10 protein-coding genes are annotated in these 14,725 nt (G+C 70.4%); all 10 read right to left on the bottom strand.

What is annotated here, in order from left to right:
* Positions 1-9 precede the first annotated feature (9 nt).
* The 10 genes from AB0F52_RS46095 to AB0F52_RS46050 all read right to left on the bottom strand — a co-directional run bounded on the left by AB0F52_RS46095 (position 10) and on the right by AB0F52_RS46050 (position 14,631).
* Positions 10-1,174 (bottom strand): IS3 family transposase gene (locus AB0F52_RS46095; RefSeq protein ID WP_360185115.1). Its coding sequence is split into 2 segments (ribosomal slippage): positions 10-888 and positions 890-1,174, totalling 1,164 coding nucleotides; the frame shifts between segments, so codons are not numbered across the junction.
* A 461-nt stretch (positions 1,175-1,635) separates the two neighbouring features.
* Positions 1,636-1,917: a tetratricopeptide repeat protein gene (locus tag AB0F52_RS46090; RefSeq protein WP_360185112.1), complete on the bottom strand. Its 282-nt coding sequence runs from the start codon at positions 1,915-1,917 to the stop codon at positions 1,636-1,638.
* A gap of 254 nt (positions 1,918-2,171) precedes the next feature.
* The gene (locus AB0F52_RS46085) at positions 2,172-4,781 is read right to left on the bottom strand and encodes an Hsp70 family protein (RefSeq protein ID WP_360185109.1); all 2,610 of its coding nucleotides are present in this window, start codon (positions 4,779-4,781) and stop codon (positions 2,172-2,174) included.
* A complete protein-coding gene (locus tag AB0F52_RS46080) occupies positions 4,778-5,350 on the bottom strand; it encodes a hypothetical protein (RefSeq protein ID WP_360185106.1) in 573 nt (190 codons plus the stop codon). Before AB0F52_RS46080 ends, AB0F52_RS46085 begins: the two co-directional genes overlap by 4 nt.
* On the bottom strand, positions 5,334-5,780 hold the full coding sequence (locus AB0F52_RS46075) for a hypothetical protein (protein WP_360185104.1): 447 nt from the start codon (positions 5,778-5,780) through the stop codon (positions 5,334-5,336). Before AB0F52_RS46075 ends, AB0F52_RS46080 begins: the two co-directional genes overlap by 17 nt.
* A complete protein-coding gene (locus AB0F52_RS46070; RefSeq protein WP_360185101.1) occupies positions 5,777-5,989 on the bottom strand; it encodes a hypothetical protein in 213 nt (70 codons plus the stop codon). Before AB0F52_RS46070 ends, AB0F52_RS46075 begins: the two co-directional genes overlap by 4 nt.
* Positions 5,986-7,431 carry a hypothetical protein gene (locus AB0F52_RS46065; protein ID WP_360185098.1) on the bottom strand — a complete coding sequence of 482 codons (1,446 nt, stop codon included), beginning with the start codon at positions 7,429-7,431 and terminating at the stop codon, positions 5,986-5,988. Before AB0F52_RS46065 ends, AB0F52_RS46070 begins: the two co-directional genes overlap by 4 nt.
* Positions 7,428-10,613, bottom strand: coding sequence for a hypothetical protein (locus tag AB0F52_RS46060; RefSeq protein ID WP_360185095.1), 3,186 nt, complete (start codon positions 10,611-10,613; stop codon positions 7,428-7,430). The genes AB0F52_RS46065 and AB0F52_RS46060 overlap by 4 nt, the downstream gene beginning before the upstream one ends.
* A complete protein-coding gene (locus tag AB0F52_RS46055) occupies positions 10,610-11,809 on the bottom strand; it encodes a serine/threonine-protein kinase (RefSeq protein WP_360185092.1) in 1,200 nt (399 codons plus the stop codon). The genes AB0F52_RS46060 and AB0F52_RS46055 overlap by 4 nt, the downstream gene beginning before the upstream one ends.
* On the bottom strand, positions 11,806-14,631 hold the full coding sequence (locus AB0F52_RS46050) for an AAA family ATPase (protein WP_360185089.1): 2,826 nt from the start codon (positions 14,629-14,631) through the stop codon (positions 11,806-11,808). Before AB0F52_RS46050 ends, AB0F52_RS46055 begins: the two co-directional genes overlap by 4 nt.
* Positions 14,632-14,725: the final 94 nt, after the last annotated feature.

Here is a 14,725-nt window from a genome sequence, read left to right as displayed (position 1 = left end):
CAGTGGTAGTCACGCAGCCTGGCTGGCCGGCGTGGTCATGATTGCTTCGTATTCGATGGGGGTCAACCGGCCGAGGGTGGCTTGGCGTCTGCGGCGGTGGTAGGTGCGTTCGATCCAGGTGACGATCGCGGTCCGGAGTTCGGCTCGGGTGGTCCAGATACGTCGGTCGAGAACGTTGTTCTGCAGCAATGCGAAGAAGCTTTCCATGGCGGCGTTGTCGCCGGCGGCGCCGACCCCGCCCATCGAGCCGGCCAGCCCGTGATGAGCGAGTTCGCGGACGAACTTTCTGGATCGAAATTGCGATCCGCGGTCGGTGTGCATCACGCAGCCGGCGACGTCGTCGCGGTGGGCGATGGCGTTGGCGAGCGCGGTGACGGCGAGGCGGGATTTCATCCGGGAGTCGATGGAGTAGCCGACGATCCGGTTGGAGCAAGCGTCCTTGACCGCGCAGAGATACAGCTTGCCTTCGATGGTGTGGTGTTCGGTGATGTCGGCCAGCCACAGCTGGTTCGGCTCGGTGGCGGTGAAGTCGCGCCGGACCAGGTCGTCGTGGACCGGCGGACCGGCTTTCTTGCCGTTGCGGCCGCGTTTCCTGCCGAACGCGCTCCACCAGCCCATGGATGAGCAGATCCGCCACGCGGTCCGATCCGCCATCGACAGGCCGGCGTCGCGGGCTTCGTCGGCCAGAAACCGGTAGCCGAACTCCGGATCGTCGCGGTGCGCGTCGAACAACGCGTTCGTCCGATATGCCCGTTCGAGCTCGGCGGCGGTGACCGGCCTGGCACGCCACCGGTAGTAGGGCTGTCGAGCAATGTTCAAGACCCGGCACGTCACCGCGACGGGGATACCGTCCGCGGCCAGCTCGCTCACGAGCGGGTAGAGCCTTTCCCGGCAGGTTCGCCTGCGACAGATACGCCGTCGCCCGGCGCAGGACCTCGTTCTCCTGCTCCAGCAGCCTGATCCGCTTGCGCGCTTCGCGCAGTTCGGCCGAGTCGTTCCTGCTCACACCGGGTTTGGTGCCCTCATCGGTGTCGGCCTGACGCAGCCACTTGAACAGCGTCATCGGGTGGACCCCGAAGTCTTTGGCGATCTGCTCCACCGTCACACCGGGCTCACGGTTACGGGCGACCCGCACGACATCGTCGCGGAACTCCTGAGGGTAGGGCTTGGGCACAGCGACATCCTCCCAGCTCACCATCACGGCAAGCCAACTCAGACGTCACCTACTCGTGCAGCAGACCCCGATCCTTGACGTGGCGATCGACGGTCGCCGCACCGGCATTGAGGTCCGGCACTCGGATCTGCAATCCCATCTGGCGAAGGCTCGGACTACGAAGTCGTTCCGTGCAGGCCAGCTACCGGCTTGGTCCCTGTTTCACGAAGTCCGGCGCTCGGCTGCAACAAGCTACCGTGGAGTTCGCTGCCGCCGAGAGGGCTGTGCCGACCCCCCCGACGCGACTGTCCTGCGACGGTGTGGGACTTAAGTAGCGTCCGTCGTCCGGAGCAAGCGCGATGCCTTCTGGTGAGTGCAGCGAGCATGCTGGGTCTCCGGTTGGCTGGGTCGTCGTGACTGCAGATCGACAGGGGAGACGTCTGCGTGGCCCGGTGATCCTTTCCTCAATGACCGGCGCGTGGTTACGGGGCGGGGGCCTGGAGGCGTTCGAGTCCCTGAGTGGCGAACGGGTTGTCCGGCTGCTTCGTCACGACCTCGTTCCAGTGGTGGCGCGCTTCTTCGGTGTCGCCCAATTCGAAGTTGGCCAGCGCGAGGGCATTGCGGGCTTCGACGTCGAGCGGGCACCAGTGAACTACCGCGGCGAACAGGTCACGCGCGCGGGCGAGCCGTCCGGCGCGGGCGTCGGCGAGACCGCGGTTGAACAGGTATGCCGGGTACGCGGCCAGGCGGGCGTGGTTGGACAACGGGGTGTCACATCCGGCGCACACATCGGCCCTGGCCGCGTTCATCGTTTCGCAGCCGGATATCGGACATCTGACGGCCGTTGGTGGTTCCGGGGCGTCAGCGGCGGGCGCCTGGCCCCCCGCGCTGTCCGTTGCGGGCAAGGCGGCCGCCGAGTCCACAGTGCCCGCAGCGGGCTCCCGTGGTCTGAGGGCTTTCCGGGCCTGCCTGGGTTGTTTGCTCTTCCGCGCCTTGCCCTTGTTCCGCCTACCCGGCATTACACACCCTTCGACTCATCCTGGACGAGCACGCCGCCCGGTCCGCGGTGGGTGCCGGTCATGATGGCCTCCAGCTGCGCGAGCCGCTGGTGCAACTGGACGCTCTTCTGCTGGGTTCGCTGCGGGTTGACGTGCGCGTCACGGCCCAGGTCGTCCAATTCGCGTTGCACCGTCCGGATCTCGTCCTGGAAGTCGAGCCGTTCCTGCGCTTCGGCCAGCCGCAGGAGCCTGGCCGCCTCCGAGGCGACCTGCTTGACCAGGCCGACGGCGCGTTCGGCGGGCGAACGGGTGTCCTCGATGGTTTCGCGCCCGATGTCGACGAGGTGGTCGTGAATGTTCTGGAGCATCAGGATGGCTTCCGAGTACCCTCGCTGGTCGGCCTCGCGGTAGGCGCGCTCACCCTGGTCGGACTGCGCGTCGATGGCCTTCACCAGCTCGGCGTGGTCGTGCGGCTTACCCTCCTTCGCTGCGCGCCGCAGGTAGTCGTTGAGCGACCGGCAGTCCTTGACCAGCTTGTCGAATTCCTCTTTCACCGGGCTCAGCGTGTCGTCGACGTCGGCGATCTCCGCCGCGAGCGCCTCCATCTCCTCGAACTCGTGGACGGCGTGCGGCTCGTCGCCGCGGGTGGCGGCCGACTCGAAGCTCTCCTTCGACTTGGCCCACTTGACCTTGGCCAACGCGCGTTCACCGGTCGGCAGGTAACGGACCGCCTCGGCGAAGGTCCGCTCCAGCGCCGAGACCTCGTCCGGCGGCGGCAGCTTCCGCTCGGGCGGCGGCACCACGAGGGCGTCGAACGCGGTTTCCCCGACGGCGCCGCGGACGGTGATCATGGTGAGCCCGTTGATCTCGACGTCGAACCGGATCGGGGTGCCCTGCGGGGTCGTGGACGGCACCGGTACCTCGATCACCTGGATCTTCCGCCGCCGCTGGTAGAGCGGGAACAACACCAGCTCGGTGCCACCCGGATGGCTGAAGGTGAACTCCGCCTTGGCCGGCAGCTGAGTCATCGCCGGGACGAGTTCCTTCAGGTGCGGCTTGCCGCCGCGTTCCACCTCAAGCAGGAATGCCTTGGTCAGGATCGCGTCGTTGGTCGGCGGGTTGACCGGTACGTCGTCACGGTGGGTCAGCGGGCGCCCGGCAGTGGTGACCAGGTCGCCGGCGGCGTCGAACACCTCGAACGTCAGCGCTGTCTCGGCGCCGGGCTGGATCGGCACGCCGGTGAACGCGAACGCACCACCCGCGCGCAGGTCCGCTTCGTCCTCGTACTCCGCGGTGGTCAGCCGGACGTGCCCGCCGGTGAGGTCAACCGGCCGGTTCAGCACCTCGGCCTTCCCGCCGACGCTGGTGGTCGTACTATCCGAGACGCCGGTGCCGCGGAACGAGACGCGCACCGTCCGGTCCCGGTCGTAGACGGCGAGGCCGCCGACGGCCGAGGCGCGGATCGCTGCGCCGAGCGCCACGACCGTGTCCACCTTCTCGTAAACCGGCTCGGCGCACTTCGCCCGGAGCGGTCGCGTGCCCGGATCGCCGGTCGTGGCGCACAGTTCGCTCGTGACCAGCTCGCGGACGAGCGGGATGTGGGTGGAGCCGCCGGCGAGGATGATTTCGTCCACGTCGCCGAGCGTGATACCCGCCCGCGCGGTGGCGAGTTTCATCGCGTCCTCGCAGTAGGGGATGGTGCGCTCGACGACCGAACGGGCGATCCGCTCGAAGTCGCCGCGCTCCCACATCGTCTCGATGATGACCGGCTCACCGTTGCGGTCCCGCAAGGTGCCCGAGTCGCTCATCATGAACTCGGTCTGGTTCGACAGGCCCTTCTTTACCCCCTCGGCGAGAAACCGGAGCTGGTTGAAGCGCAACCGGTCCTCGGGGTCGTGCTCGGGGTCCAGCTCCAGCGCATAGCCCTCGCGGACGAGCTGTTCCTGGATCCGCAGCGCGACCGCGGTGTCGATGTCGTCACCGCCGAGCCGGTTGTTGCCGCTGATGCCGAGCACCTGGAACGAGCCGGCCCGGCACTGCACGACACTGACGTCGAAGGTGCCGCCGCCGAGGTCGTAGACGAGGAACGTGCCGTCGGTGACACCGGTGCTCCAGCAGTGGTAGCTGGCCGCCGCGGTCGGCTCGTGCAGCAGGTCGAGCACCTCGATCCCGGCCAGCTCGGCGGCCTCGCGGGTCGCCTCGATGCCGGGGTGGTCGAAGTAGGCGGGGACGGTGATGATCGCCCGGTCCACCACCCATGACGTGGACGGGGTGTCCCACGTCAGGAGTTCATTTTCGATCTGGCGTTTCATCTCGGCGAGGATGGCCGCGGAGACCCGTTCCGGCGACACCTGCTCGTCTGTGAGCAGGACCGTGCCCGGCCTGCCCATCATCCGCTTCACCGAGCGGATCGGCTCCGGCGCGGTGCCGACGCGGCGGAACGCCTTGCGCCCCACCACGATCTCGCCGGTACGCGGATCCTTCCACACACAGCTCGGGGTAGTCGGCGACTTCGACGTCGGGTCCCGGTGGATGACGACTTCGGTGTCGGTCCGGTTCAGCACGGCCACCGCGCTGTTGGTGGTCCCGAGGTCGATACCGACCCCCTTGCTGACGATCTGTTTCGTCACGCGGTCTCCTCGTCGGTGTTGGTGTCGGTACGGGGGGTGTCCGAGCCGGTAGGCGGCGGGCCCATGATCACGCGACCGCGCCGGACGGTCTCGTCGTGGTGCAGCACGATCGGCTCCAGCGTCTCCGCGACGACCTCGGCGGGGAACTCGGCGCCGGGGAGCCAGCCCGCCACGTCGACCAGATGTTCCGTCTCGTCGAACGGCTTGCCGATCGGGTCGACGACCTTGAGCTCCAGTTCGTCGAGCGCGGTCGTCATCTGGCGCTGGACGATGCCGAGCCGCCAGTGCACCCGCTCGAGCCCGGCTGCCTCGAGGGCCTTCTCGTGCTCGTCGAGAAGGCCGCCGAGCTGGTGCGCGCGCACGGCCTGCTCGGCCGCGGCCGCGAGCCAGACGGCGACCGCCCGCCGGTGCGCCGCGCGTTCGGCCTCGAGCCGCTCCCGGCTGCGCCCGAGCGCGGCGAGCAACTCCGACGCCGGTGAGATCAGCTCGAGCGTTGCGGGCGCCGGCCGGTCGGTGAACGCCGCCCAGCCGAACGACTCGGCCGAAGACGACTCAGCCGAAGACGACATCGTGTACCTCCATCGGGGGTGGCCCGTCCGTAGGCGGGACGGGCGGGGCGGCGGCGGGCCGGAGGTCCGCCACCGGTGGGCTGAGCAGCTCGTCGAGCAGCAGGCCGACAACGGCACCGAGGTCGAAGTCGCTCGCGCGCAACGGCGGCGAACCCGCGGCGAGCGCCGCGAGATCCACCGGGCGGGGCCGGTCAGGCCTGCCGAACTTGCGCCCCTGCTCGTCGCGGTAGTCGGTGCCGGGCACCTCGAGCAGCTCGTGCACGCGCCGGACCGCCGGGTGCACGGTCAGTTCCTCTCTGGCCCAGCGCAGGAGTTGTCCGTCCTCGCCGCGGAGGCACAGGTCGTTCTCGCGGCGGCCGACTTCCGCGGCGGTGGCCTCGCGTGGCAGGCGGAGCACGTGGAACGGGTTCTGCTTTGCGCGTGCGCTCATCTGTCCTCGCCCAGCTGCTCGATGATCCGGCGGTTGGCCTTGATCGCGCTGTTGCCCTGCTCGAGGAGCCCCGCCTCCCCGAGCAGGGCGCGCACCCCGCCGATGACCAGGACGACCGCCGCCGAGAGGGCTGCCTCGTCGTCGCGGGTTCCTTCGAGGAGACAACCCGTATGTCCATCAAGGACAGCGGTGAGCTGCTGCCGGATCACCAGCGTTCCTCCGGTTTAGAGTCGGACCTGTCGTTCTTGAAAGGCTCGGCCGCGCGCCGGAAAAGCGTGGTTGCCTGAATTTTGCGTGCGGTCTCCGCGAACGGCGAACCGGCATCGACCTTGGCCGCCGCATGGAGAGCACCGGCGAAGTCGCCGGCGACCAGCGCATCGGTCGCCTTTCGCAGGAAGCGCAGGTTCGCCTCCTCGGACACCAGTTCGGTCACGTGCCGCTCGAACTTCACGAGGTCCTCGCGGCCCGGCGTGATGGTGAGTGCTTTCTTCACCGCCTTCAGCGCTTCGGCGTACCGGTCGTCCGCGTACAGTATCTCGGCTTGGCGGACGTGCGGCCTGGTGCGGGCCTGCAGGAGCAGTTCGCGGGCGTTTCCGTTGGCCGGGTTCCAGGCGAGCGACTCCTCGTACTCCGTGATCTGCAGCCCGGCGTCGTCCGCGGTGTACCCGCGGAACATGAAGTACGCCGACAAGGCCTTGTTGCCCGGCAGGTGACCGAGTCCCTTGTCGCACAACGGGACCAGCCGGTCCGCCCACTCACCGGCCGACGCCAGTCGCTCGCGGAGTTCGGCCTCGTCGTTGCGGGCGTACAGGTCGAAGAACCATTTGCTGTACCAGTCCAACCCGAAACTGAGCACTGGGGCGACCGGCACCCCCGCGCCGACGAACGGCGACAGCACCGCGAGGCCGCTCGAGTAGTCCTGCTTGATCCCCGCCGGCAGCTTCGCGATCGCGTCCGGATCGTTCGCGGCATCGGTGGCTACCCGGATCAGGTCGGCGCACCAGCCGCCGAGCGCGTCGCGGGCGATCGCCGACACCCGAGTCATCAGCGGTTCACCGGTGGTCAGCCGGTAGCGCAGGCCGAACTCGCGGACGAACCGTACCAGCGCCGCGGTGCCCTCCTGGCAGTCGGTCAGGATCGCGATGTGTGGACGGGCCGTGTCCGCGGCTCCCGCAGCGAGCGCCCGGCCCCCGAGGGTGACGTGCAGCGCGCACAGCTCGCGGAACACGGTGTCCAGCAGCGTCGAACGCACGCCGGTGTCCGGTTCGCCGAACTCCGCCCAGAACTGGTCACTACCCAGCAACAGCGCCCAGAGTGCGGTCGCGAACACCAGCGGCCCGCCGGACGGGTCGTCGGTCGCCAGCGCGCGCTCACGGCTCAGCACGGCGATCGCGTGCAGGAAGTGCGGGTCGTCGCCGTGAGCGCCGAGGCACCTCGTCCAGCCCAGCTCGATGGCATCGGCGTTCTCGTCGAGCAACGCCTCGAACAGCGCGGGACTCTTCTCGACAACGTCTTCGAGCACCCGGAGCCGGCCCGGTTGCTCGGGTGGTCCGGGGGTGCCACTCTGCGGGAGGACGCGCGCGACCAGTCGTCCGACGCAGATCTCCAGTTCCAGGTTCCGCGCCAGCCGGCGCAGCTCGGCGGGGGTCACGACGTCCTCCGGCCGGCCGTGGCGAGCAGGTCGTCCAGCTGCGCCCGGAACACCAGCACCTTGGTCTCGTCACTCGCGCGCAGTGCCTCGTTCAACACCCGCATCACGGCGTGCCAACGGGTCTTCAATTCATCGGGCGAACCGCCGGACATGCTTTCCACCGCGCGCAGGAACAACCGGTGAAGCTCCTCAAGCTCAGCTTCGTCGACGATCGTGGACCCGGGCGGACGCCCGTTCGCCACCATCGCGGCCAGCCGCAGGTTGCGGGCCGCGTCGAGCCCCGCACCCGCCCGTATGGCCCGCCCCGCCTGGCGGGTCAGCAACTGCCGGTACTCGTCGAGGATCCCCTGGTCGCCCGTATCCGATGTGTGCTCTCCGTCGAACAGGCGCCGCCACAGGGCGGACGCCAGCTTCTCGTCGCCCGTCACGGCCGCGCAGCGCGCGAGGGCGAGCTGATCGAGGCCGTGGCCATCGCTCTGCGCGGCGCCGCGCACCATCTCCGTCAGCCATTCCGGGACGTTGCGGCGGTTCCCAGCTTCGGCGCACAGGAGCGGGAGGCTCTTGCGCACATCGACGACGCGGGCCAAGTCCCGGTCACGCAGCACGGGCGCGAGCGTGGCGACACTTCGTGCACTGTCCTGTTCGGCCTGTGCGGCGGCCTGTGCGGCGAGCAGCGCCAGTGCGACTCGTGGCGTGGGTTCCGGCGTTTCGGCGAAGGCGTCGGAAGCATCCCGGGTGGGCGAGTTTCCGTCGAGGACGTCGGCCACCAGTAGTGCGATCCGGTGCGCCGGCTGGTGTTCGGCGGTCACCAGCCGCAGCATCCGGCTCGCGTCGGCCGTGTCTCCGCGAGCCAGCGCGCGTTCGGCGCCGACGAGCAGCATGGGCGTTGCTTTCGAGGATGAAGCGGCGCCCGTTCGCCGGGCTGTCGCGGCGAGGGCGGCTTCGTGCAGTCGTTTTGTTTCCGGATCCGGGACAAGCCGTGCTGTCCGTCCCATGAGAACGGTGAAGGCATCGGCGCGCGCGTTGTCGCCGTCCGCAACGAGACCCGCCCGCGACAGCCCCGTCGCGACAGCGCGCACCGTCGGCGCTGCCGGGCCGTCCGCGTCTTCCAGCAGTGACACGAGCTGCTCGGCCGTGGCGGGGGCGGCAACGGCGGGGTCGCCGGCCAGCTCGGCCAGCGCGACAGCCCACGCCACCCACGGCGGCCGCCGGGCGACCGGCAGGCGTTCCAGCGTTGCCCACGCGCCGGCGCCGTCGGCCGGGTCGGCTTCGCCCGCGGCCAGCCAGGCGCAGAACTCCAGGATCGCGGCGTCCGAGGGAACCAGGCGCTCCGGATCCGCCTGCGCGGTACGGAATTCGGCCGCCGCTTGCGCAGCGAACAGCGTCGCGCGTTCGGAGAGATGCGCAGGGCCCACTTTGGATGCTGTGGACCGAGCGAACAGTCCGAGGTAGACACTCCCGAGCGCATAGTGCGCACGGGAATCGCCTCGTGCCGCGAGGTCTTCCAACCTGTCTTTCGCTTCCTTGTCGCCGGTGCGCGCCGCGGCCCACGTCCGCAGCACGGCCATCGCCGGGTCGGTGCGCCAGGCGAACCGGTCGAGCAGGCCGCGGGCTTCGCCGTGCCGTCCCTCTTCGAGGTGATGCACGGCCAGCACGAGCGCGGCCCGCGGGTGTCCGAGCCTGTGCGCCTGGTCGAGCAGCGCGCGGCCCCGGCCGCGATCGGTGGGCAGGTGGGCGAGCGCCGACCACAGCAGCTGCTCGGCGAACGGCAGGTGTCTCATCATCGGCCGTGCCGGCGTGTCGTCGAGGGGGAGCGGCATCCGCCCGGCGAGCCGGTGGCCGAGCATGGCGCGCAACGACTCGAGTGCCTCCTCGGCCGTTCCGTCCTCCGGGTCCCAGTCGAACGGCGGCGGCTTCCGGTGCCGGGCGAGCGCGACCCGCACGGCCAGCGCGCCGACCAACCCGGACCGGCCGAGTTCCCCCACCACGACGTTGGCCGACGACGGGTCGGCGTCCATCAGCAGGCAGCCCAGCGTCCAGCGCTCCGGCCAGTCGCCGGCCGCGTCGAACCGCCGCCGTGCACCGTGCCGGTCGCCGAGCAGCACCTGCGCCCAGGCGGCGTGGTAATGCCAGTGCGGTCGCTCGGGATGCGCGTCGGCCAGCGGCACCAGAATCCGGGCCGCGGCGCGCGCGTCGCCCTCGAGCAGGTGCAGCCGGCCGACGGCGAACCACAGCCAGTCCCCGGCGGGCTCGCCGAGACCGGCACCGGCCAGCCAGGCGGCGGTCGCGGGCACCGGCCCGTCCGCGACCGGGTCCTCGAGCCAGGCCAGCGTGGCGCTCAACGTGAACAGCGCGCTGATCAGAGGCGTGTCGGGGCGGCCGGGCGTGACCGCCAGCGCAGCGATCCGCTCGTCGTCGCAGTCGCGCAGCAGCGCGGACAGCAGCCCGGCCAGTGCCGCCGGGTTCGGTTTGGCGGCGTACGCGGTCGTCAGGTGCCGGACGGCCTCGCCATACCGGCCGGTCAGCAGGGACCAGTAGCCGGTCGCCAGATCGATACCGGGCAACGCCACACCGGCGTGGCGCAACGCGCCGGCCAGTTCCCCGGCTCGTCGGACCCGCAGGGCGGGAAACCCGAAGCCGACGGTGAGACAGTCCGCCAGCAGCGCTGACATCGCCGGTTCCGTCGCGGGGTCACCGACGCGGCGCAGGTGGTCGGTGTACACGGCGAGGTGCTGGTCGCCGCGGGCGCCGCGCGCCGCGAGCGTGCGTGCGATGGCCGTCTTCTCGTCGTTCGTCGTGGCCGGCGCCGTGTACAGCCGGGCGAGCAGCGCGGCCGCTGCCTGCGGCTCGCGGCGGGTGTCGTGCGCGGCGACGATCGGGCCGCACGACTGTTCCACGCTCGGGTGGGGGCGCGGCAGCTCGGACATCCGCAGGCCGGTCCGCTCGAACCGGGCCAGATCGGCCGGGGTGAGCGCCCACAGCAGACGACTACGGAACAGGGATCCCAGAAACGCCGGCCACAGGTCGTGGTACGACGCCGGCCGCCGGTCGAACTCGGCCAGAACCCCGCGCAGCCGGTCGAGCGCCAAGCGCGGGTCCTGCTCGGCGAACCCGGCCGCCCACTGGTTGCACAGACGGCCGCGGCGGGTGAGGAAGCCGAACCGGCGTCGACGCGGGATCACCGGCCGTCCCCCAGTTCCTTCGCGCGCAGTGCGTCGTAGCGCCGAGCTTGGAACGTGTTGCCCGCCAAGCGGTAGCAATCGGCCGCACGCTGCAGCAGCGCGGCACGCTCGTGTGTCGTACGCAGGATGACAGCGTTCGCGGTCAGCCCCCACGCCTCGGCGAACGCCCCGGCGGCGCGCTCGTGCCGGCCTGCGGCGGCGAAGGCCTCGCCCTGGTCTCGGAGCAGCAGGAAGTGGTCCTCCTTCGGCAAACTCGTTGCCTGGTCCGCCGGTCGCGACGGCAGCTCTCGGGCGTCGAGCGCGACGAGCAGCTCGGCCGCGCCGGCGAACCGGTCGTCCGCCTCGAATTCGAGGCACCGCAGGACGATCGCGTCGAGCGCCGAGCTGACGGTGTTGTTCAGTGCCGACGGCGGTAGCGGGCGGTACTGGCGTTTCGCCTCGTGCAGCCAATCCGGGTAGAGCGCGTCGGGCAGCTCGACCGGCGGCACGAGACCGCGGAACGGGTGCCGGCCGGTCAGCCCCTCGTAGGTCAGTAGCCCCACCGAATAGACGTCGGAGGCGGGCGTGCTGCGCCCGCGCGACGTCTCCGGTGCCATGTACGCGAGCGTGCCCGCGACACCCGGCGCGTAACCGAGGTGGAGCATCTTCGCGGACAGCCCGAAGTCCACCAGCCGCACCGTGTTGTCCGCTCCGAGCAGCACGTTCGACGGCTTGAGGTCACGGTGCAGGATCGGCGGGTCGAGCGAGTGCAGGCCGCGCAGCGCCAGGCAGACCTGCCCGATCCATTTCATCAGCAGCGGCGAGGGGGTCTTCGCCAGCGACGCGAACTGGTCCTCGAGGGTGCTGCCCCGGACCAGTTCCATCGCGAGGTACCCGCGTGCCTCCGCGCCCGGGGTGATGCCCGCGTCGTACACGTGCACCAAGTGCTGCCTGCTGCGCGCGTCGGTGATCGAGTCCATCGCCTCGGCCAGCAGCAACGCGTCCGCGAGCACTTCACGCGCGTCTTCGTCCGAAAGCCGCGTTCGCCGGGACAGTTTCAGCGCGACCCGGCGCATCGGCACGCCGAGCACGTACTGGTCGCTGAGGAACACGCTGCCGAAGGCGCCGGAGCCGAGGTGTTCGAGCAGCCGGTACCGGCCGCACAGCGTCGCGCCCACGAACGCCCGCATCGCGGCGTCCCCGCTCGGCGGCCTCATGACCGCGCGTCTCCGGTGCCGGCGGGTGCGCCGAAGACGACCGACACCCTCGCCGCGGGCCGCGGCCCGCCGGGCAGACGCGGCCCGGGAGCCGCGAACGTCAGCTCGATCCGGTGGCACGCCCGGTACGCCTCCGGCTGGAGCTCGGCCTCGCGCACCACGGCCTCGTCGACCAGGTCGGCGATCTTCTTGTCGACGATCCGGCCGCCCTCCCGGCCGCCGGACGCGGTGTTCTCCGCGTGGCTCAGCCGCGCGATGTGCGCGACCAGCTCGTCGGGCACCACCAGCTCTTTCTCCCGCTTGTCGGCCCAGAACCGCGTCCGCTGTTCCAGCTGCTTGCGGCAGATGCCCGCCATCGCCGCCTCGTCGAGCGGCTTGAACACGATGATCTTCCTGATCCGGGCGAGGAACTCGGGCGGGAAGACCGGTTCGCGGGTCACCTTCCGCTGCAACGTCGGCAGGTGCTCTTTGACGGCGCTGGCGATCTCCGGCATCGGCAGCCCACGGGCGGACAGCTCGGCGATGATCTCGGCGCCCGCGTTGGAGGTGAGGATGAAGATGGCCCGGTCGCCGAATGCCCGCACCCCGCGCTGATCCTCGATCCAACCCTCGTCGAACAGGGTGAGGAACGGCTTCCAGATGTCCGGGTGCGCTTTCTCCGCCTCGTCCAGCAGGAACACGCAGTGCGGGTCGGTGTTGAGGTCGTTGACCAGCCGGCCGCCGCGCTCGTGGCCCACGTAGCCCGGTGCCACGCCGGTGATTCCGGAGACCATGTGGCCTTCGGTGAAGTTGCCCATCGTGTAGGTCCGGAGCCGTTTCGAGGCGGAGTAGAACCGGGCGAGCGCCTTCGCCAGCTCAGTCTTGCCGACGCCGGTCAGCCCGGCGAAGAACAGCACCGACCCCGGCCGCAGCCCGGCCTTGATCAGCCGCAGTTCGGTCGCGACCGAGGCGACGGCCTCGTCTTGGCCGACCACGACCTCGCCGAGCGCGTAGTCGAAGTCCACGACCTCGCTGCCGAGCCCGGACAGCTGCCGCGCGGGCAGCCCGGACAGCCGCGACACGACCGCGACCACGCCGTCCGGGCCGACCACGGTCCGCTCGCTGCCGAGCTGGGTCCGCTCGTAGTCGAGGTCCTCGCAGGCGAGCCGGAGGACCTTGGCTGCCTTCGCGGGCAGCCGTTCGCAGAGGATGTAGTCGGCCGACAGCACGACCGCGCGTTCGACGGCCTTGTCCTCGATGTCGAATCCGAAGTCCTCGGCGAGACCGGCCGCGATCCGCGCGGCGATGTCGAGCGCCGCATCTCGGCCCGGTTCGGTCATCTCGACCCGGGTGAACAGCTCCAGCAGCGCGTGGTCACCGGCGAGCAGGTCCTCGTAGTCCGCCGTGTCGAGCACGCCGATGAGATGCACGCGCCGTTCCTTCAGCGCGCTGAGCAAGGTCAGCTTGTGGTTGCCGTCGGAGCCGGCGCGCAGCAGCGGCCCCAGTCCGTCGAGGCAGAGCACGACATCGGTCCGGCCGCTGACGAACCCGATCAGCTCGGCGAGCTTCGCCCCACTCTCCTCCGGCGACACCACGCGGCAGTCGACCCGGAGGAACCTCTTGCGCGCGAGGAAGGGGATGTCACCGGCCGTCGCGCGCCGGGCCAGCTCACCGACGAGGGTGGTGGTGCCGACCCCACGCGGGCCGGTGACCAGCACATGGTTGTCCGTGCGGCGGTAAAGCCCGCGCGCGAGAGCGTCGAAGTACCCGTCCAGGTGCGGCGCCGGCCGCAGCTCTCCGGCGCGGGCGCGCCAGGTGAGGTCCTCGGCGGGCAGCAGGTCGGCGGGCAGCCGCAGCGGCAGGTCGTGCGGGGTGTCGCCGCGTCCGTCGCGCAGTGCCTTTTCCACGTGCGCCCGCAGGCCGGCCAGGTCCAGCCGCGCCGGCTCCCGCTCCAGGACCGAAACGAGCCGTGCGGGCGGGTCGTGCAGGACCGCGGACAGCAGGTGCGGGGTGTCGATCCGCGCCGCACCCCAGACCCGCGCCGTCCGCTGCGCGACCCGCAGCAAGGCCGTGAGCGTCTCGCCGAGGTCCGCGCGGCGCAGCCCGAGCCGGCCCTGTTTCCCGCCCGCCAGGCGGAAGGCGTCGGCGACGGCCGCCGCGACCCTGGCGGGGCCGACGTCCGGCGGGGCCTGCAGCCGCACCAGCCGTTCGGCGAGGCCCTCGGTCTCACCGAGGAGTGCGAGCAGGCAGTGCGGCGGCAGCACGAGGTCGTAGCCGAGCGCGGTGGCCTCCGCGGCGGCGCGTTCCAGGGTTGCCCAGGCGGATTCGGTGAACTCCTCCGACCGCAGCCGGCCGGACGCACTGTCGAACAACGGCGCGGGCGGATCAGTGCCGAGCCCGGCCCGCAGCGCTTTCACCGCGGCTTCCGCGTCGAGGATCGTCAGGTGCTTCCGGTCGTCTTCATCGAGGTGTGACAGAACTGTTGCGACAAACAGTTCCAGCGTCGATTCGCGCAGCAGTTCGCGGTCCTTCGCGAACTCCGCGGCGAACTCGTCGAGTATGTCGAGGGCGTCGGCGGAGAAGCGTTCACGTTTCCCGTCGAAATGCGGAGACGGTTCGCGCGGGTGGTAGACATCAATGATCTTGAGAATGTGTGCGGGGCGGGCGCCGTCCGCCAGCGCGGTCGAGAGGGCGGAGAAGATTTTCGGGTCACCACTGGTAATCGCGGCATGCAGGAAATCACTCGGATGTACTATTGACGCAGCATCGACCGCCGCGAGCAGGACGTTTGCGGTCCGCTCGTCGCCGAGCACCTCGGGTGTGAAGATTCCGCTCTCGAACAACACCGATCACTTTTCCTCGAATGAGATCACCATGTTAGCGGGTTCTGGTTCCGCGGTCGGGTGAAGGTGACAGCGAGGCGTGATCCGCTTTGTC

Source organism: Amycolatopsis sp. NPDC024027, from assembly GCF_040638975.1.
Lineage (GTDB): Bacteria > Actinomycetota > Actinomycetes > Mycobacteriales > Pseudonocardiaceae > Amycolatopsis.
Note: the sequence above shows the minus strand (reverse complement) of the source record. Positions and strands in the feature narration are given on the sequence as shown.